This is a genomic window from Micromonospora sp. WMMD967 (assembly GCF_029626165.1).
Lineage (GTDB): Bacteria > Actinomycetota > Actinomycetes > Mycobacteriales > Micromonosporaceae > Micromonospora > Micromonospora taraxaci.
The window spans coordinates 2632464-2651493 of record NZ_JARUBK010000001.1 but is presented as its reverse complement, the minus strand read 5'-3'; the positions used below and the strand labels follow the sequence as shown (position 1 = coordinate 2651493).

The 19030-nt window shown below is 71.3% G+C and carries 16 protein-coding genes; 4 read left to right on the top strand and 12 right to left on the bottom strand.

The features are described 5' to 3' along the window. Positions 1 to 82 precede the first annotated feature (82 nt). Together O7631_RS12460 and O7631_RS12455 are read left to right on the top strand one after the other, a co-directional pair. Entirely contained in the window at positions 83 to 583 is a 501-nt protein-coding gene (locus tag O7631_RS12460) for a nitroreductase/quinone reductase family protein (RefSeq protein WP_278144378.1), read from the top strand. Between the two features lie 35 nt (positions 584 to 618). Next, positions 619 to 1356 (top strand): nucleotidyltransferase domain-containing protein, encoded by a 738-nt coding sequence (locus O7631_RS12455; protein WP_269680585.1) that lies wholly within the window; start codon positions 619 to 621, stop codon positions 1354 to 1356. Positions 1357 to 1362: 6 nt separating this feature from the next. Here the strand turns inward: O7631_RS12455 and O7631_RS12450 are convergent, their stop codons facing one another. Together O7631_RS12450 and map are read right to left on the bottom strand one after the other, a co-directional pair. Continuing rightward, a complete protein-coding gene (locus O7631_RS12450) occupies positions 1363 to 2076 on the bottom strand; it encodes a VIT1/CCC1 transporter family protein (protein WP_278144377.1) in 714 nt (237 codons plus the stop codon). Between the two features lie 114 nt (positions 2077 to 2190). Beyond that, entirely contained in the window at positions 2191 to 3048 is an 858-nt protein-coding gene (gene map / locus O7631_RS12445; RefSeq protein ID WP_278144376.1) for a type I methionyl aminopeptidase, read from the bottom strand. 95 nt (positions 3049 to 3143) lie between these two features. Here map and O7631_RS12440 point away from each other — a divergent pair, with 95 nt between their 5' ends. Further along, positions 3144 to 3458, top strand: coding sequence for an STAS domain-containing protein (locus O7631_RS12440; RefSeq protein ID WP_278144375.1), 315 nt, complete (start codon positions 3144 to 3146; stop codon positions 3456 to 3458). A 21-nt stretch (positions 3459 to 3479) separates the two neighbouring features. Here O7631_RS12440 and O7631_RS12435 read toward each other — a convergent pair whose 3' ends face one another. The 6 genes from O7631_RS12435 to O7631_RS12410 form a co-directional block, all read right to left on the bottom strand. Then, positions 3480 to 7136, bottom strand: a complete 3657-nt coding sequence (locus O7631_RS12435; protein ID WP_278144374.1) for a SpoIIE family protein phosphatase — start codon at positions 7134 to 7136, stop codon at positions 3480 to 3482. Between the two features lie 193 nt (positions 7137 to 7329). Continuing rightward, on the bottom strand, positions 7330 to 7881 hold the full coding sequence (locus O7631_RS12430) for a pyridoxamine 5'-phosphate oxidase family protein (protein WP_278144373.1): 552 nt from the start codon (positions 7879 to 7881) through the stop codon (positions 7330 to 7332). Further along, a complete protein-coding gene (locus O7631_RS12425; protein ID WP_278144372.1) occupies positions 7841 to 8650 on the bottom strand; it encodes a gamma-glutamyl-gamma-aminobutyrate hydrolase family protein in 810 nt (269 codons plus the stop codon). The genes O7631_RS12430 and O7631_RS12425 overlap by 41 nt, the downstream gene beginning before the upstream one ends. Next, positions 8647 to 9414, bottom strand: coding sequence for a 3-oxoacyl-ACP reductase (locus O7631_RS12420; protein WP_347403503.1), 768 nt, complete (start codon positions 9412 to 9414; stop codon positions 8647 to 8649). Before O7631_RS12420 ends, O7631_RS12425 begins: the two co-directional genes overlap by 4 nt. Before the next feature lie 5 nt (positions 9415 to 9419). Beyond that, positions 9420 to 10775 carry an aldehyde dehydrogenase family protein gene (locus O7631_RS12415; RefSeq protein ID WP_278144370.1) on the bottom strand — a complete coding sequence of 452 codons (1356 nt, stop codon included), beginning with the start codon at positions 10773 to 10775 and terminating at the stop codon, positions 9420 to 9422. Between the two features lie 39 nt (positions 10776 to 10814). Continuing rightward, positions 10815 to 12179 carry a glutamine synthetase family protein gene (locus O7631_RS12410; RefSeq protein WP_278144369.1) on the bottom strand — a complete coding sequence of 455 codons (1365 nt, stop codon included), beginning with the start codon at positions 12177 to 12179 and terminating at the stop codon, positions 10815 to 10817. Between the two features lie 91 nt (positions 12180 to 12270). Here O7631_RS12410 and O7631_RS12405 point away from each other — a divergent pair, with 91 nt between their 5' ends. Then, positions 12271 to 13398 (top strand): PQQ-dependent sugar dehydrogenase, encoded by a 1128-nt coding sequence (locus O7631_RS12405; RefSeq protein WP_278144368.1) that lies wholly within the window; start codon positions 12271 to 12273, stop codon positions 13396 to 13398. A 21-nt stretch (positions 13399 to 13419) separates the two neighbouring features. On the opposite strand, the gene O7631_RS12400 is transcribed toward O7631_RS12405, so the two are convergent. From O7631_RS12400 to O7631_RS12385, 4 genes are all read right to left on the bottom strand, one after another. After that, on the bottom strand, positions 13420 to 15006 hold the full coding sequence (locus O7631_RS12400; RefSeq protein ID WP_278144367.1) for an amino acid permease: 1587 nt from the start codon (positions 15004 to 15006) through the stop codon (positions 13420 to 13422). A 356-nt stretch (positions 15007 to 15362) separates the two neighbouring features. Then, positions 15363 to 15863, bottom strand: a complete 501-nt coding sequence (locus O7631_RS12395) for a DUF456 domain-containing protein (RefSeq protein WP_278144366.1) — start codon at positions 15861 to 15863, stop codon at positions 15363 to 15365. Between the two features lie 134 nt (positions 15864 to 15997). Beyond that, entirely contained in the window at positions 15998 to 18154 is a 2157-nt protein-coding gene (locus O7631_RS12390; RefSeq protein ID WP_278144365.1) for an EAL domain-containing protein, read from the bottom strand. 4 nt (positions 18155 to 18158) lie between these two features. Then, the gene (locus tag O7631_RS12385) at positions 18159 to 18971 is read right to left on the bottom strand and encodes an SAM-dependent methyltransferase (protein ID WP_278144364.1); all 813 of its coding nucleotides are present in this window, start codon (positions 18969 to 18971) and stop codon (positions 18159 to 18161) included. Positions 18972 to 19030 lie beyond the last annotated feature (59 nt).

The following is a 19030-nucleotide window of genomic DNA, read 5'->3' as shown; positions in this document are numbered from 1 at the left end:
TGTTGGCACCCCGCCCGCCGGTCGGCGATCGGGGCGCGTGCGGGGGTGCCGCGCGGGCCGGGCAACCGGCAGACTGATCCGCGTGTCAGTGCTGGGAAATCTCACCCGCCGAGTTGGTCACCACCGGTGGTTCGGCGCCACCGCGCGTCTGCTGGTTCCCGCCGACCGGATGATCGGTCGGCTCACCCGGGGCCGGGTGGTCGCGCTCGGCCTGATGCCGTCCCTGGTGATCACCACGACCGGCCGCCGTTCCGGCAAGCCCCGCAGCAACCCGCTGCTGTACGTGCGAGACGACGACGCCTACGTGGTGATCGGCTCCAACTGGGGGCAGACGCACCACCCCGGCTGGGCGATGAACGTGCTCGCCGACCCCGCCGCCACGGTGGACGTGAAGGGTCGGCGGATCCCGGTGCGCGCCGACCTGGCGTCCGGCGCCGAGCGGGACCGGCTGTGGCAGTTGCTGGTCACCGAGTGGCCCGCGTACCACACGTACGTGCAGCGGGCCGGCGGCCGGGAGATCCACATCTTCCGGCTGGTGCCGACCGGGCGCGGCGCGCCCGCCGACCCACCGCCCGCTGGCTAAACTGCGACGGCAGCCCAGTAGCGGAAGGTGACCCCGTGAGCGCGAGCGGCGGGCAGACCGGTGTCGATCGGGGTCTCGACGATGGACGCTGGGCGGTCGCGGAGCGGGTCGCCGAGGCGGTCCGGCGGCGTTTCCCGGCCGACGTGCTCGCGGTAGCCGTCCACGGGCCCCTGGCGCACGGCGACGACGACGGCGGTGGGGACCGCGAGGCGGGGATGTTGGTGGTCACCTACCGGTCCGGTGCCGGCCCACCGCCGGCGACCCGTCGGGTGGACGGGGTGCTCGTCGATCTGACCGTGGCCGGTGCGGAGGACTACCTGGCGCAGGCCCGGGTGATCTCGGCGTTGTGGCCGCTGACCGCCGACCGGTACGTCACCACGCAGGCGTTGCACGACCCGACGGGTTGGTTGCGAACGCTGCGCGACGAGCATCTGGGCCGGTTGGCCCGGGCTCGACCGGCGGAGTTCAGCACCGCGGCCCGGCAGGCCTGGTACCGGGGCAGCGCGGCGCACGCCCGGGCGGCCCGGCTCGCCGAGTGGTACGAGACCGACCAGGCCCTGTTGATGCTCGGTGAGGCCCGGCTGGCGGCGGCCACGGTGACGGGTCTGCTGAGCCGCACCTACTTCCGGGACCCGGGGGACGCGGTTCGGCGCACCGGGTTGGCCGGCGCGGACATGACCGAGGTGGGTGCGGTGCTGGCCCGGCAGGCCGAGGAGTTGGCCGCCCGTGGTCGTGCGGTCGACGGGACGATCGACGACCTGCTCACGGGTTGACCGGCGTCACAGCCCGCCGCTCACCCCGATCAGCGTGCCGATGAGATAGGTCGCGCCGGCCGCGGCGGCACCGAGCAGCAGTTGGCGGAGGCCGCCGGTCCACCACGGCCGGTTGGTGAAGCGGGCCACCACCGCGCCGGCGGCGAACAGGCCGAGCCCGCCGACCGCGAGTGCCAACCACAGCTCGGTCGCGCCGACCAGGTAGGGCAGCAGCGGGATCAGGGCACCCAGCGAGAAGAACAGGAACGACGACGTCGCCGCCGCCCACGGGCTGGGCTGGTCGTCGGGGTCGACGCCCAACTCCTCGCGGACGTGCACCCGCAGGGCTTCCTCCGGGTCGCGGCGTACCGCTTCGGCGACCTGGGTGGCGAGGTCCCGGGGTAGGCCGCGGGCCACCCAGGCGTCGGCGAGTTCGCGGGCCTCCGCCTCGGGATGGCGTTCCAGCTCCCGACGTTCCTTGGCCACCTCGGCGGCCACCTGCTCGTTGGCGGACCGGACGCTCGTGTACTCACCGAGGCCCATGGAGATCGCCCCGGCGACCAGGCCGGCGGTGCCGGTGAGCACGATGCTGTGCGACGACACCCCGCCGCCGCCGACGCCGGCGATCAGGGCGATGTTGGTGACCAGGCCGTCCATCGCGCCGAAGACGGCCGGACGCAGCCAGCCGCCGGAGACGTCGGCGTGGTGCGCCTCGCGCAGAGCTGCTGGGGCGTCGGTCACGGTGCCTGCCCTTCGATCGCGACTGCGGGACTCCGCTTCGCTGCGTTCCTCGCGCTCACGGTGTTTGCCATTCGATCGCGACTGCGGGACTCCGCTTCGCTGCGTTCCTCGCGCTCACGGCAGGGTGAGGATCTCGTGGCCATCGTCGGTCACCACGATGGTGTGCTCGAACTGGGCCGTCCACTTCCGGTCCTTGGTGACGACGGTCCACCCGTCGTCCCACATGTCGTACTGGTAGGTGCCGAGAGTGATCATCGGCTCGATGGTGAACGTCATCCCCGGTTCCATGATGTCGGTGGGACGCGGGCTGTCGTAGTGCGGCACGTAGAGCCCGCTGTGGAAGGCCTCGCCGATGCCGTGGCCGGTGAAGTCGCGAACCACCCCGTAGCCGAACCGCTTGGCGTACGACTCGATGACCCGGCCCACCACGTTGATCTGCCGGCCCGGGGCGACCGCGCGGATGCCGCGCATCATCGCCTCGTGGGTGCGCTCGACCAGCAGTCGGGCTTCCTCGCTGACCTCACCGACGCAGAAGGTCGCGTCGGTGTCACCGTGCACCCCACCGATGTACGCGGTCACGTCGACGTTGATGATGTCGCCGTCCTGGATGACCGTGGAGTCCGGGATGCCGTGGCAGATGACCTCGTTGATGCTGGTGCAGCACGACTTCGGGAAGCCCTTGTAGCCCAGCGTCGACGGGTAGGCGCCGTGGTCGCAGAGGAACTCGTGCACCACCTTGTCGATCTCGTCGGTGGTCACGCCGGGCTTGCAGTGCTCGCCGGCGAGTTGGGTCGCCTGGGCGGCGAGCCGGCTGGCCACCCGCATCTTCTCGATGGTCTCCGCCGTCTGCACGTGCGAGCCACGCCACTCCTGCGGACGCTTCTTGCCCACGTACTCCGGTCGGGCGATCTGGGCCGGCACCGGTCGCAGCGGGGAGAGCGTGCCGGGTGTCAGCGGAGGGCGGACGGTCATGCCGCAAGCCTATCGCCGGCAGCGCTGGTGACCCGCGCCACGGCTGCCGTGAGGTGGTTGTTGCCCTGCAAGTGTCGCTGTGCCATGGTGTCTGCGTGGATCAAGGGGGAGCACCACCTGTCTTCTCCGCCAGCGCGGAGATCGACGGTGACCACCTCCGCGTGGTGGTGGCCGGTGAGGTCGACATGGCGACCGCGGACACGATGCTCCAGACCGCGCTGCGCGAGCCCGCCGAGCGGATCACCCTCGACCTGCGCACTGTCACCTTCTTCGACTCGGCCGCCATCCACGCCCTGGTCCGGCTCGCCCAGCAGTTCCCGGGCACGCTCACCGTCCTGCCGTCCCGGCAGGTCCGTCGGGTGTTGGACATCTCCGGCCTGGGCGAGCAGAGCTGGCTCAGCCCGACCTGAACGGTCGTGCCGGGCGCGTGGTCAGTCCCGTAGCTGCCGGCGCAGCGTCACCTCGGTGCCCTCGTCGGTGCGCCGCACCGACAGGTCACCCAACGCCCTGATCAGCGCCAGACCACGCCCCCGGAACCCGGAACCGGTCGACTCACGCCACTGCCCGCTGTCCCGCACGGTCGCCGTCACCGTCCGGTTCTCGATCGCCACCTCCACGCTGATCGTGGCCTCGGCGGGGTGGACCGGGTGTTCGATGGCGTTCGCGGCGGCCTCGGAGACCGCGACGGTCAGGTCGAACACGTCGGTCTCGCCGACCTCGTGTGCGATCAGGAAATCCTCCAGACGCTTACGCAGCACGCTCAGCCGGGTCGGGTCCGCCGGCAGCCGCAACGCGAAGCGGTTCAGCTCCGCCGCCTGCAGGGCGAGGACGGCCACGTCGTCACGGCGGGGCCGCCCGTCGACCCGCTCGACCACGGCGTCGATCAGGTCGGTCACGTGCTCGCTGGGGGTGGCGGCGTCCAGGCACAGCTGGCCCAGCGCGCCGTCGATGTCGAGCTGCCGATCCTCGATCAGCCCGTCGGTGTAGAGCAACAGCCGACTGCCCGGCGTCAACTCGCCCTCGACCGCCTCGTACGTGGCGTCGGGGACGGCGCCGACCGGCGGGCCGAGCGCGCGCACGTGCAGGAACGCCACGTCGCCTCCTCTGATCAGCAGTGGGGACGGGTGACCGGCACTGGCGTACCGCAGGCGGCTGGTACGCGGGTCGAACAACAAACAGACCACCGTCGCGAAGGAACGGCGCTCGGTGGACCCGACCAGCCGGTTGAGCCGGGTCAGCGCCTCACCCGGCCCGTAGCCCTCCAGCAGGTACGCCCGCAGCGCGTTGCGCAGTTGCCCCATCGCGGCGGCGGCCTGGACGCCCTTACCGACCACGTCGCCGATGACCAGCACCAGGTCGCCGTTGTCGAGGGCGATGGCGTCGTACCAGTCACCGCCGACCTCGACGTCGGCGGTGCCGGGCAGGTAACGGCTGGCCAGCACCGCCCCGGGCAGCTGCGGCAGCGCTCGCGGCAGCAGGCTGTGTTGCAGGGTGGTGGCGATGCGGTGTTCGGCCTCGTAGAGCTGGGCGTTCTCCAACCGCGCCCCGACCAGCCGGGCCAGCTGGGTCAGCGCGGCGTCGGCCTGCGCGTCGTCGCCGTCGGGCCGCCAGACCCGCAGCTCACCAAGCACGTCGCCGGCGGTGCCGGTCAGCTCGGTGGCGAAGGACGGGTCCGTGGCGGTGGTGCCACCGCCGTCCGCCTCGGCGCGGGCCCCGGCCGCGGTGACCACCACTCGGGTGGCCTCGGCGAGGCTGAGCGCGTGCCGGGCGGCGACCTGGAGCACGTCCCCGGTGGACCGGGCGGTGTTGACCGCCACCGCCGCGTCGGCCAGCGCCCGGAGCCGTCGGATGATCTGCCCACGGAGCTGGCCCAGCTCGACGTTGGCCCGGACCCGGGCGATCAACTCCTGGCTGGCGAAAGGCTTGGTGAGGTAGTCGTCCGCGCCGGCGGAGAGACCGGCGACGGCCTCCGCGGCGCCGGCCCGGGCGGAGAGCAGCACGATCGGAACATGCCGGGTACGCGGATCCGCGCGCAGCGCGCTCACCAGCCCGAACCCGTCGAGTCGGGGCATCATCACGTCACTGAGCACCAGGTCGAACCCACCGTCGCGAGCCAGTGACAGCGCGGCCAGCCCGTCGTTCGCGGTGACCACCTCCCAGGTCGGGGAGAGCAGCCGCGTGACGTGCTCGCGCAGGTCCGCGTTGTCGTCGACGACCAGGATCCGGCCGGCCGGGGTGCCGTCGGTCGGGCGGCTGTCGTAATCGGGTGCCGGGCCGGTGCCGCTCCACAACGCGGTCTCCGCCACGTAGAGGCGGGCCTGCTCGGGCTCCGCCGTGGGCAGGTGACCGAACGTGACGACCCGGTCCGCCGGCAGGTGGTCCGCACCGATCGGGATGGCGACCGTGAAGGTGCTGCCCTCGTCGACCCGACTGGTCAGCCCCACCTCGCCGCCGTGCATCTCGACCAGCTCCCGGACCAGCGCCAGGCCGATCCCGGTGCCCTCGTGGGTGCGCGCACGCGCCCCGGGCACCCGGTGGAAGCGCTCGAAGACGTGCGGAATCTCGTCCGGCACGATGCCGATGCCGGTGTCGCTCACCTCCAGCCGGGCCGCGCCGTCCACCGCCCGGACCTGCACCCGGATCTCGCCGTCGAAGGTGAACTTGACAGCGTTGGACACCAGGTTGAGGACGATCTTCTCCCACATGTCGCGGTCGACGAAGACCGGCGCCGGCAGTGGCGGGCAATCCACCACCAGCCGCAATCCGGCCCGGTCGGTGGCCGACCGAAAGGTGCTGGCCAGCCGGGCCGTGTAGCCGGCGAGGTCGGTGGGCTGGTAGCGGGCGGCGAGCCGCCCGGATTCCAGTCGGGAGAAGTCCAGCACCGTGTTGACCAACTTGAGCAGGCGCAACGCGTTGCGGTGCATGGTGGTGAGCCGCTCGGTCCCGGAGGCGGGTAGCGCCGGGTCGGCCAGCATGTCCTCCAGTGGGCCGAGCACCAGGGTCAACGGGGTACGGAACTCGTGGCTGACGTTGGCGAAGAAGTTGGTCTTCGCGCGGTCCAGTGCGGCCAACTCGGCGGCCCGGGCCCGCTCCTGCTCGTACGCCCGCTGCGTGCCGACCGCACGGGAGATCTGCGCGGCGACCAGGTCGAGGAAGTTCCGGTAGTCGTCGCCGAGCGGTAGCTGACGGCCCACGCCGACGATCAGCGCGCCCACGGTCTCGTTGGTGGCCGTGAGCGGCAGAACGAGGGCCTGGTCGGCGGCGGCGACCGGCGGCGAATCGACCAGGTCGGCCACCTCGACAGTGGCGGGCGTGCCATCGGCGGTCACCCGGGCCAGCACCTGCGCGACGGCGTCGAGCGGCGGCGGGACGCTACCCGTGGAACCGGCCAGGGCGAGCTGACCACTGTCGTCGGTCAGGTAGAGCAGGGCGAACGGCACGTCCGCCCGGTGCCGGCCGAGCACCTCGGCCGCGGTTCGACCGAGTTCGGCGGCGCTGCCGATGTCGTTCAGCTCGGCGCCCAGTTCGGCCAGTGCCCGCAGCCGACGCTCGCCGAGCACCCGTCCGGTGGTCTCGCTGACGATGCAGTAGACGCCACCGACCGCACCGTCGGCGCTGCGGATCGGGTCGTACGAGACGTTGAAGTAGGTCTGCTCGACGAAGCCGTGCCGGTCCAGCAGGAAGGGGTGGTCCTCGCCCCGGTAGGAGCGGCCTGTGGTCCGGACACCGTCGAGCAGCGGGCCGAGCACCGGCCAGGTCTCCGCCCAGTACGAGCGGGCCGGCTGGCCGATGGCGTGCGGGTGCTTGGCACCGATGGTCGGCCGGTACGCGTCGTTGTAGAAGGCGCGCTGGTCGTCGCCCCAGAACATGACGATCGGCGCGCTGGAGGCGAGCATCATGCCGACCGCGTTGGACAGCGCGACAGGCCACTGACCGGGTGTGCCCAGCGGGCCGGAGGACCAGTCGAAGTTCGCCAGACGCTCGCCCAACTCACCACCCGCCGCGAACGCCGCTGCCAGCATCGGGGAGGTGTCACCGCCGGACGCGGCAGGATGCCGTTCGTCCGCTCCCCCCTGGGCCGAGCTCATGCAGCCTCCCGCTCCGGCCGTACCCCTCGACCGTTGATCTTCTCCCGCCGTGCTCGGACTTGTACCCCAGCGGACCAGCAACGTAACGCATCACGACAGGTGGACGCTGTTGACGTTCACGCGAGACGTCGGACATTGGACAGCCCGGGTACGCGGCGGCGTGCGACAGCGGTGGTCGAAGCGCCCCGACCAGTCAGAAGACCGGCAGCCCGTCGATGCTTGCCGCGTTCTTGGTGGCCCGGTAGGCCACCAGATCCTCGGCCGTACGACGGGAGTGTGACGTGAGCAACAAATCACGCTCGGTGCGGAAGTCCATCAGAGGGACGGCGTAGCCACAGGAGTCGCTGACCCGCTCCACCTCCACGATGATCACCGCCCGGACGGCGTGCACGTCCGGAGGCGCCGGAAACTCGGCGAGCCGGTCGGCGAAGGTCTCCTCGGTCACGGCGACGCTGGTGCCCCGGCCGTGCAACCGGACGATCTTCGGCGGCCCGTCGAAGGCACAGAACATCAGCGTGATCCGGCCGTTGTCCCGCAGGTGGGCGATGGTCTCCGCCCCGCTGCCGTGATAGTCGAGGTACGCCACCCGGTGCGGCCCGAGGATGACGAAGGTGCCCCGCATGCCCTTCGGCGAGACGTTGACGTGCCCCTCCGCGCCGGACGGCGCGGTGGCCACGAAGAAGACCGGCTGAGCCGTGATGAAGTCACCCAGTCGACCGTCGATCTCCGGATAGACCTTGCCCATCCGTCGATCCTCCCACCGGTGACGCCAACGCACGGGGGCGACGAGCGTCACACGCGCTGTCGACCGGCCGCCCGGCGGCCCGCACCAGCGCGGTGATCGGTCGCGGGTCCGGATCGTTCTCCGGATGCCACTGCACACCGAGCACGAACGGCAGGGCCGGATCCTCCACCGCCTCCACCACACCGTCCTCCGCCCAACCGGTGACCGACAGCCGGCCCGGGTCGGCGACCGCCTGGTGGTGGTAGGAGTTGACCCGGTCCACCCCGGCCAGCACCGTCGCCGCCAGACTTCCCGGCGCGAACCGCACCGGGTGGCTGCCGTAGACACCGGGCGCCGGACGGTGCGCGTCATGACCGACCACGTCGGGCAGGTGCTGGTGCAGGGTTCCGCCGTATGCCACGGCGAGCAACTGCATGCCCCGGCACACGCCCAGCACCGGCAGGCCGGCGGCGAGCGCGGCGGCCAACAGTGTCAACTCGCCGGCGTCCCGATCCGGCCGGTCCTCGGTACGCGGGTCGGGCCGCTGCCCGTACCGCCCCGGACCGACGTCGGCGCCACCGGCCAGCAGCAGCCCGTCCAGAACCGCCACCACGTCACCGTCCACGTCGTCCGGCGGCAGGACCACGGCCCGGCCGCCGGCGGCCGTCACCGCCCGCGCGTACGCCTCCGGCACCAGCACCGCCGGTACGTCCCGCCACACCGCCCAGCCAGCCGGCTCGACGTACGCGCTGATCCCGATCACCGGCCTCCGCGGCGAACTCACGCTCATAGAGGCGTGACGTAGGCGCCGGTGATGCCTCCGTCGACCACGAACTGCGCGGCGGTCATGAACGAGGCGTCGTCGCTGGCCAGGAACGCCACCGCGGCGGCGATCTCCTCCGGTTGCCCGAACCGGCCCATCGGCACGTGCACGAGGCGGCGGGCGGCCCGCTCCGGGTCGGCGGCGAACAACTCCAACAGCAGTGGGGTGGCCACCGGGCCGGGACAGAGCGCGTTGACCCGGATGCCCTCGCGGGCGAACTGCACACCCAACTCCCGGGTCATCGCCAGCACCCCGCCCTTGCTCGCGGTGTACGCGATCTGCGACGTCGCCGCGCCCATCAGCGCCACGAAGGAGGCGGTGTTGATGATCGAGCCTTTGCCCTGGCGACGCATGTGCGGGATCGCGTACTTGCAGCACAGGTAGACGCTCGTCGTGTTGACCCGCAGCACCCGCTCCCACGCGTCGAGGCCGGTGTCGAGGATGGAGTCGTCGTCGGGCGGGGAGATACCGGCGTTGTTGAACGCGATGTCCACCCGGCCGTGCCGGTCGGCCACCCCGTCGAACAGGTCGCGTACCGCCGACTCGTCGGCCACGTCGGTGTGGACGAACTCGCCACCGCACTCCTCGGCGGCCTTCGCGCCGGCCGTCGTGTCGATGTCGACGCACACCACCCGGGCTCCCTCGGCGGCGAACCGCCGGACGGTGGCCAACCCGATACCGCTGCCCGCGCCGGTGACCACTGCCACCCGGTCCTGCAATCGACCCTGCACCCGCATCACTCCTCTGTCGCGATGAACACGTTCTTGACGTCGGTGAACGAGTGCAGCGCGTCCGGGCCCAGCTCACGGCCGAGCCCGGAACGCTTCATCCCACCGAACGGGGTCCAGTAGCGCACCGAGGAGTGCGAGTTGACGCTGAGGTTGCCCGCCTCGACGGCGCGGGCCAGGCGCAGCGCCCGACCCACGTCCCGGGTCCAGATGGAGCCGGACAGGCCGTACTCGGTGTCGTTGGCGAGCCGGACCGCGTCGGCCTCGTCGTCGAACGGCAGCACCGAGACCACCGGCCCGAAGATCTCCTCCCGCCAGTGCCGGTCGGCAGGTGAGTCGGCCAACAGCACGGTGGGCGCGTGCCAGAACCCGGGGCCGTCGGGGCAGGACCCGGTGAACGCGACGGTCGCGTCGGTCAGGTAACCGGCGACCCGGTCCCGCTGGGTCGCGGAGATCAGCGGGCCCATCTCGGCGGTGTCCCGGGACGGGTCCTCGACCCGCACCGCGCGTACCGCTGGTTCGAGGAGCGCCAGGAACCGGTCGTACACCGGCCGTTGGACGAGGATCCGCGACCGTGCGCAGCAGTCCTGGCCGGCGTTGTCGAAGACCGCGCCCGGCGCGGTCGCCGCGGCGCGTTCCAGGTCCGCGTCGGCGAACACGATGTTCGCGCTCTTGCCGCCCAACTCCAGGGTGAGCCGCTTCACCTGGGCGGCGCACCCGGCCATGATCCGGGTGCCGACCTCGGTGGAGCCGGTGAAGCAGATCTTGCGGACCGCCGGGTGGCTGACGAAGCGCTCCCCCACCACCGCCCCCTCGCCCGGTACGACGGTGAACACGTCGTCGGGCAGGCCGGCCTCGCGGGCCAACTCGGCCAGCCGCAGAGCGGTGAGCGGGGTCAGCTCGGCGGGTTTGAGCACCACTGTGTTGCCGGCGGCGAGGGCCGGCACGAATCCCCAGGCGGCGATCGGCATCGGGAAGTTCCACGGCACGATCACGCCGACCACGCCCAGCGGTTCGTGGAAGGTGACGTCCAGTCCTCCCGGCACCGGGATCTGCCGCCCGGTCAACCGCTCGGGCGCCCCGGCGTAGTAGTCCAGGACGTCCCGCACGTTGCCGGCCTCCCATCGGGCGTTGCCGATGGTGTGCCCGGAGTTGCGGACCTCCAGCGCGGCCAACTCGTCCAGATGCGCGTCGACGACGGAGGCGAACCGCCGCAGCAACCGGGCCCGATCCCCCGGCCCGACCTTCCGCCACCCCTCGAATGCGGCAGCCGCCCGCGCAACAGCCGCGTCCACCTCCCCCACCGAGGCACCGGAGACCTCCCGAATCCCCACCCCGGAAGAGGGGTCAACCACAAGCGTCACCACCCCCACCCCGCCCCTGCCTCGTCGATCACCCGCGGGTCACAGGCGTTCGAAGCCACGGGTCAGCTCCCAGTCCGTCACCGCGGCGTCGAAGGCGGCCAGCTCGACCCGCGCCTGGTTGGCGTAGTGGGCCACCACCTCCTCGCCGAAGGCTTCGCGGGCTACCTCCGAGCTTTCCCAGAGGGCCAGGGCGTCGCGCAGCGTGCCGGGCACCCGCTCGGCCTCCGGGTCGTCGTACGCGTTGCCGGTGCACTCGTCGCCCAGTTCCAACTCCTGCTCGATGCCGTGCAGCGCGCCGGCGACCAGCCCGGCGATCGCCAGGTACGGGTTGACGTCGGCCCCGGGCACCCGGTTCTCCACGCGCATCCCCTGCCCGTGGCCGACCACCCGCAGCGCGCACGTGCGGTTGTCCACCCCCCACCGCAGCGCCGTCGGGGCGAACGACCCCGGCTGGTAACGCTTGTAGGAGTTGATGTTCGGGGCGAAGAGCAGGCTGAATTCCCGCATGGTGGCCAACAGCCCGGCGAGCACCCGCTGCCCGGTCGGCGACAGGTGGGCGGGCCCGTCGCCGAGCATCGCCGAACGACCACTGCTGTCCCGCAGCGAGAAGTGGATGTGGCAGGAGTTGCCCTCCCGCTCGTTCGGCTTGGCCATGAAGGTGATCGCCATGCCCTCCTGGGCGGCGATCTCCTTGGCGCCGTTCTTGTAGATGACGTGGTGGTCGGCGCAGGCCACCGCCTCGTCGTAGCGGAACGCGATCTCGTGCTGGCCGAGGTTGCACTCACCCTTGGCGCTCTCCGGCGTCAGCCCGGCGGCGGCCATCTCGGTGCGGATCCGGCGCAGCAGCGGCTCCACCCGGGCGGTGCCGAGCAGCGAGTAGTCGACGTTGTACTGATTCGCCGGGGTGAGGTCCCGGTAGCCCCGCCGCCAGGCGTCCTCGTACGAGTCGCGGAACAGCACGAACTCCAGCTCGGTGCCGGCGTACGCGGTCAGCCCGTGCTCGGCCAGCCGGTCCAGCTGGCGGCGCAGGATCTGCCGGGGCGAGGCGACCACGTCACCGGAGCCGTCGAGCCAGGTCAGGTCGGCCAGCAGCATCGCGGAGCCGGGCTGCCAGGGGACCCGGCGCAGCGTGCCGAAGTCCGGCACCATCGCGAAGTCGCCGTAGCCGCGCTCCCAGCTCGACATCGCGTACCCGTCGACGGTGTTCATGTCGACGTCCACGGCGAGCAGGTAGTTGCACCCCTCGCTGCCGTTCTCGGCCACCTGGTCGAGGAAGAACGGCGCGTGGAACCGCTTGCCCTGCAACCGGCCCTGCATGTCGACCAGGGCCAACACCACGGTGTCTATCTCGCCGGCGTCGACGGCGACCCGCAACTCTTCCAGCGTCAATGGCGTTCTGCTCATCAGCGGGCCTCCATCACCAAGGTCTACTGGCAATCCGGATCACCGTCAATGCCCCCGCAGTGGTCGGCGGCAAACCAGGCGAGGAGTTGGCATGCGTCTTCGAGCAGTCCTGACCGTCGTCACCGCCGTCATCGCGCTCGTGAGCACGGTGAGCGCGGAGGCGGGCGTACAGCCGGCACCGGCGCCCGTGATCGCGTCTCAGGCCGGCGGTTTCGACTTCGCCGACCCGGACGTCGTCGCGACCGGGCTGGATGTTCCGTGGGGGTTGGACTTCCTTCCCGACGGCAGCGCCCTCGTCGGCCAGCGCGACCGGGGCACCGTGGTGCGGATACGACCGGGTCGGTCGCCCGTACCGGTCGCCCGGATCCCCGGCGTGGTCGCCGGCGGCGAGGGAGGGCTGCTCGGCCTGGCCGTCTCGCCCCGCTACCGACAGGACCGCTGGGTGTACGTCTGCTTCACCACCGCCTCCGACATCCGCATCACGCGGTTCCGCCTGAGCGCCCCGCAGCACCAGCAGGTGATCCTCAGCGGCCTTCAGCGGGCGTCGGTGCACAACGGCGGCCGGATCGCCTTCGGCCCGGACGGGCTGCTCTACGCCGGCATCGGTGACGCCGGCATGCCCGCCAACGCGCAGAACCTGGCCAGCCGCAACGGCAAGATCCTGCGGATCCGGCCGAACGGCGGCATCCCGGCGGACAACCCGTTCCCCGGCTCGCCGGTCTTCAGCTACGGCCACCGCAATGTGCAGGGATTGGCCTGGGATCCGCACGGTCGCCTGTTCGCCTCCGAGTTTGGCCAGGCCACCTGGGACGAGGTCAACGTCATCGTGCGGGGCGGCAACTACGGTTGGCCGGTCGTGGAGGGTCCGAGCGTCGACAGTCGGTTTCGCGCCCCGGTCGTCGTCTGGCCTCCGGCGCAGGCGTCGCCGAGTGGCGTCGCCTTCGCGGGCGGCACGCTGTTCGTCGCCGCTCTGCGGGGCACCCGGTTGTGGACGGTGCCGGTGAGCGCCGCCGGGCAGGTCGGCACCCCGGTCGCCGAACTGGTGGGCGTCCACGGCCGCCTGCGTACCGTCGTCGCGGCACCGGACGGCTCGCTGTGGGTGACCACCAGCAACCGCGACGACAACGGCACGCCGATGCCGCTGGACGATCGCGTCCTGCGCTTCACGACCGGCGAGCGGCAACCGCCGCCCGCCGGTCGTGCCGGCACGGCCCGGTAGTGACCGGGTGCGCGGCCGGGGTCACTCCGACCCGTCGACCACCGCCGGCTGAGATCTGGTGGCAGGTTCCTCGACGGTACGCACCGGACCGGTGAACCACGTACGCGCCGACGCGTACCACCAGACGGCGACCACCAACAACACCCCGCCGACGGCGAGCGGCGCGTAGTTCACCGCCGACCAGGTGAACCCGTCGTTGCCGGGCACCCCGGCGGGCACGATCGGAAGCACGAAGTAGACAGCGATGACCACGATCTCGATCACCGCGATCCAGCCGAGCAGCTTGTACTTGCGCCCCAGCGTCCAGGGGCCGGGGACGAACCGGTCGCCCATCCGCAGCCGCAGGGCGATCGGGATGAGGAAGGACAGGTAGAGCCCGAGCACCGCGACCGAGACCACCGCGTAGAACGCGACCGGAATGCCCGCCGAACTCTCGTAGAGCGCCGGCAGGGTCAGCACCAGACCGGCCACTGTGGCGCCGATGATGGCGTTGACCGGGGTGCCGTTGCGGTCGACAGTTGACCAGAGCCGCCAACCGGGCACCGCACGGTCCCGGCTGAACGCGTAGGCCATCCGGCTCATCGAGGTCACGCAACTCATGCCGCAGAAGAACTGGCCGATGGTCGAGATGATGATGACGATCTTGAAGAAGACCGGGGTCAGCGCGGATTCGAAGATCGCGCCGGAGAAGCCGCCCGCGGCATTGACCGCCTCCACGTCGGTGGCCGCGAAGAGGAACGCCAGCAGCAGGATCCAACCGCCGACCGCCGAATAGAAGATCGACTGCCAGAGCCCGCGCGCGGCGGCCTGCGAAGCGCCACGGGTCTCCTCGGAGACGTGCGCGCAGGCGTCGAAACCGGTGATCGTGTACTGGGTCAGCAGGAAGCCCAGCGGCAGCACGTAGAACCAGAACGTCAACCCGCCGACGTCCCCGTCACCGAAGCCGGAGTTGTTGAAGCGCTCGGTGAACACGAACTGGAAGCTCTGGTGGTTGTCCGGGACGAAGACCAGGATGGCCACCACGACGGCCGCGCCGGCCACGTGCCACCAGACCGAGACGTTCTGGAGTACGTCGATGATCCGGTGCCCGAAGATGTTGATCAGACCGTGCAGCACCAGGATGATCACGAACAGGATGAACGCCTGACGCAGCGTCCCGGCCCAACCGTCGAAGAGCGCCGACAGGGTGAGGTTGAGGAACGTCGCGCAGCCGTAGTCCACCGAGGCGGTGACCGCCACCAGGCCGATCAGGTTCAACCAACCGGTGAACCAGCCGTGCACCGGGCGACCCATGGTGGCCGCCCACCAGTAGATCCCGCCCGCCGTCGGGTACGCCGACACCAGCTCCGCCATGCAGAAGCCGATGATGAGGATGAACAGCGAGATCAGCGGCCAGCCCCAGGAGATGGCGACCGGCCCGCCGTTGTTCCACGCCTGGCCGAAGGTGGTGAAGCAGCCGGCCAGGATGGAGATGATCGAGAACGAGATGGCGAAGTTGGAGAAGCCGCTCCACTTGCGGCGCAACTCCTGTTTGTAGCCGAGTTCGGCGAGCCGTCGGGCATCGTCGTCCATCGGTTGCTCGGCGGTCGGCACGGGGGTCGTTGCCACTGCACACCTCCCTGAGGTGGTTCCGCGTGCGAGTGGGCAAAGTGTGATCCCGGCCGATCAAGACGGTCAATACATGGTCGGTGGGAATGTCACCGCCATCGGGCTAAATGCGTTGCCGTCCAGCCACCCCGACGCGCATCCTTGACCCCGTGACCAGGCCCGATCAGGGCCGACCCCGGGCACTCGGACCGCCCGGACCCCGGAGGCGCGGGGCACACCTCTCTCTCACGTACGGCGTCCCGCCGTACCCGAAAAGTGCCCCGCGCCCTCCCCTCTTTCCGGCGTGATCAAGAGGTTTGCGTCAGATTTCGGCTCCTGCCTGACGCAAACCTCTTGATCAACACGGTGAAGGGGGGTCAGGTCAGGAGGAGACCGGCCACCCAGACGGCGGCGATGATCACGCCGGCCAGGAACTCCACGAGCATCGAGAGGCCGGCGGCCTTGAGCGCCTGCACCGTGGACGGCCAGGCGAGGCGGTTGCTGCCCAGTCGGAGGCGTTCCGCCGCCCACACCCCGCCGACGAAGCCGAGCACCAACCCGACAACCGGCACCACGAAGAACCCGATGATGCCGAGCACCCCGCCGGCGAGCAACGTGGACGTCGGCACACCGGCGTGTTTCAGGTTCCGACCGGGCCACACGTACTTGATCACGACGCCACCGGCGGCGACCACCGTGGCGGCGGCGAACACCGCCCAACCAGCCATGCCCGCGCCACCGAAGATCGCCCAGACCAGCACGCCACCCCAACACAACGGCAGCGCCGGCAGACCGGGCACCACCACACCGGCCAACCCGGCCAGGATGGCCAACCCGGCCACCACGGTCACCGCCGTCTGCGAGTCGGTCAGGTCCACGCAGCCACCTTGCCCTGCCGCCGGTCAGCCCGCAACGTTCACCCGCCACGCTCGCTCACACCAGCACTCCGCTCCGCTCCGTGCCGCTGCTTCACGCCACGCTGCTGCACCACCGGTTCAACCGCGACGCTCGCTCACACCACCACATCGCCACGCAGCCGGGCGGTGATCGCACCCGCCGGGGCCGGGGCGCCGAAGAACCGGCCCTGCCCGGTGTCGCAGCGCAGCGCCCGCAACCGTTCCGCCTGCTCCCCGGTCTCGACCGCCTCGGCGGTCACCCACAACTCCAACGCGTGCGCCAACCGGACCAGCGCGTCGACGATCCGTTCGTCGCGGTGGTCGGCAGCACTGTCGGCGCGGATGCCCTCGACGAACGGCCCGGCGAGCTTCAGGCAGTGGATCGGCAGCCGCCGCAGGTACGCGAGGTTGGAGTACCCGGTGCCGAAGTCGTCGACGGCCAGCCGGACACCCAGCGCGGCGAGCCGGTACAGGCTGCGCAACGGCTCGTCGGCGCTGCCCATCACCGCGCTCTCGGTCAGTTCCAGTTGGAGCAGGTCCGCGGGCAGCCCACTGGTGTGCAGGGCGTCCGCCACGGTCTCCACGATCGTCGGGTCGTCGGCCTGCCGCGCGGCCAGGTTGACGCTGACCACCAGCCGGGCGTCGGGGAACTCCCGCCACCACCGCTCGGCGTCGTGACAGGCCTGCCGGAGCACCCACTCCCCGAGTCGGACGATCAGGCCGGTCTCCTCGGCCAGGCCGATGAACCGGTCCGGTCCGATCAGGCCCAGCTCCGGGTGCTCCCACCGGACCAGCGCCTCCACCGCGAGCATGCTGCCCTCCAGCAGCGACACGATCGGTTGGTAGTGCAGGACGAACTCGCCCCGGTCCAGCGCGGCGGGCAGCCCGGCGACAAGCGCCGACCGGGCGATGTCCCGGGCGCTGCGCTCCGGGTCGTAGACCGCCCACTGGCCCCGGCCCGCCGCCTTCGCCCAGTAGAGCGTGGTGTCCGCGGCCTTCATCAGCTCCGACGGGCTGGTCTCCTCCGCCGGGCACTGCACGATGCCCACGCTGGCGGAGACGGCCAACTGGTGGTCGCCGACGTGCACCGGGGCCGCGACGGCCGCCAGCGCCGCCTCCGCGACGGCCACCGCGTCGTCGACGTCGTCCCCTCCGTCGACGAGGATCACGAACTCGTCGCCACCCATCCGGGCGACGAGATGGCCGTGGTCGGCCACGCACGCGTTCAGCCGCCGGCCGATCATCACCAGCAACTGGTCACCGAGGTCGTGGCCGAGGCTGTCGTTGATCGCCTTGAAGCCGTCCAGGTCGAGGAAGCACACCCCGACCCGCTGCCCGGTGCCCGCGCCGTCGAGGACCCGACCCAGCGTCTCGAAGAACAACGTCCGGTTGGGCAACCCGGTCAGTGGGTCGTGCAGCGCCTGGAAGCGCAGCCGCTGCTGGAGTTCGTACCGCTGGGTGATGTCCTCGATCATCGCCACGGTGTAGCGGGGCCGACCGTCGTCGTGGCGGATCAGCGAGACGGCCAGGTCGGTCCAGACCATGCTGCCGTCCTTACGGTGGTAACGCTTCTCCACCCGGGCGGACTCATGCTTGCCCTCGACCAGCTCCTGGTACAGCTCCCACATGCCGACGGCGTCGTCGGCGTGGAACAACGCCGCCACGTTGGTCTCGCACAGCTCCTCGATCGAGTAGCCGAGCATGTCGGCGAACGCCTGGTTGACATCGACGATCCGACCGTCGACGTCGGCGATGCCGATCCCGATCGCGGCACCGGTGAAGACGGCCCGAAACCGCGCCTCGCTGTCGCGCAGCGCCTGCTCGACCTCGTCACGGGCCTGCCAGGCCGAACGGGCGATCCGCTCCTGCTGGCTGAACGTGCGGTCGCGGAGCGCCCGGGCGAATCCGGCGGCCAGCCCGCCCTGCAACGCCGCCATCCGGTCGGCGAGGTCCGCCGGCCGGTCGCTGGCCACCAGCACCCGGTGCGGGAAGTCCGCACCGAGGGCGTGCACCGTCCAGTCCAGGGCCTGCGGCTCGGTCAGGTGCGCCTCCACCAGTGCCGCGCCGACCTCTTCGGCGGGACGGGCGGTGAACGGCTCCGCCCGTACCGCCTGCGCCAGCCGGATCGTGTGCACCAGCAGCAGCCGCTCGGTCTCGGCCGCGCTGAGCGGCACGAAACCGAGGCGGCGTACCGCACGGGCCCAGTTGGCGGCGTACCCCTGGGCGTCGGCCCGGCCGGTATCGATCCCGGCGGGATCCGGGACGGCGGCCATGGGATCAGCCGGCGGGCTGGTCGTACCGGGCGACGCCGCCGAAGGCGCCGAACCGCTCCGGATGCTCGTCCACGTCGGACGGTGAGTCGGGACGCCAGAGCGGCATGTGCACCACGCCCGGCTCCAGGACGGTCCAGTCGCCGAAGAAGCCGGTCACCTGGGCACGGGAGCGCAGGGTGATCTCGGTGTCCGTTCGGGCGGAGAGTCGCTGGGCGTCCAGCATCTCCTGTGGCTGGTCCTCGAACGTGGAGTGCGAGAGGACCAGGAAGCTGCCCGGTGCGGCGGCGGCCCGCAGGGCGGTCAGGATCTCCTCGGGCCCGTCGCCGTCGGGGATGAAGTGCACCACCCCGGCCAGCAGGATCCCCATCGGTCGACTGAAGTCGATCAACCCGAGCCGCCGGGTCTCGGCGAGGATGCGCTCCGGCTCGCGCAGGTCGGCGTGGATGACCCCGGTCAGCTCGTTGCCCGCGAGCAACTCCCGGCTGTGGGCGACCGCGACCGGGTCGATGTCGACGTACACCACCCGGGCCTTGGGGTTGACCCCCTGGGCCACCTCGTGCACGTTGCCGACGGTGGGAATTCCGGAGCCGATGTCGAGGAACTGGTCGATGCCGGCGTCGAGCAGCACCCGGACGGCCCGGCGCAGGAACTCACGGCCGGACCGCATGGTGGCGGCGAGGTTGGGGGTCATGCTCGCGATCTGTTCGGCCAACTGCCGGTCGATCTCGAAGTTGTGCGCCCCGCCAAGGAAGTAGTCGTACACCCGGGCCGCACTCGGCCTGGTCAGATCGATCTCGGTCGGCAGTCCGTCGGGCATCGGTGTGCTCCCCAGTTCGTCGCCGCGGCGCGGGACACCACCGGCGTCGACGGACGTGC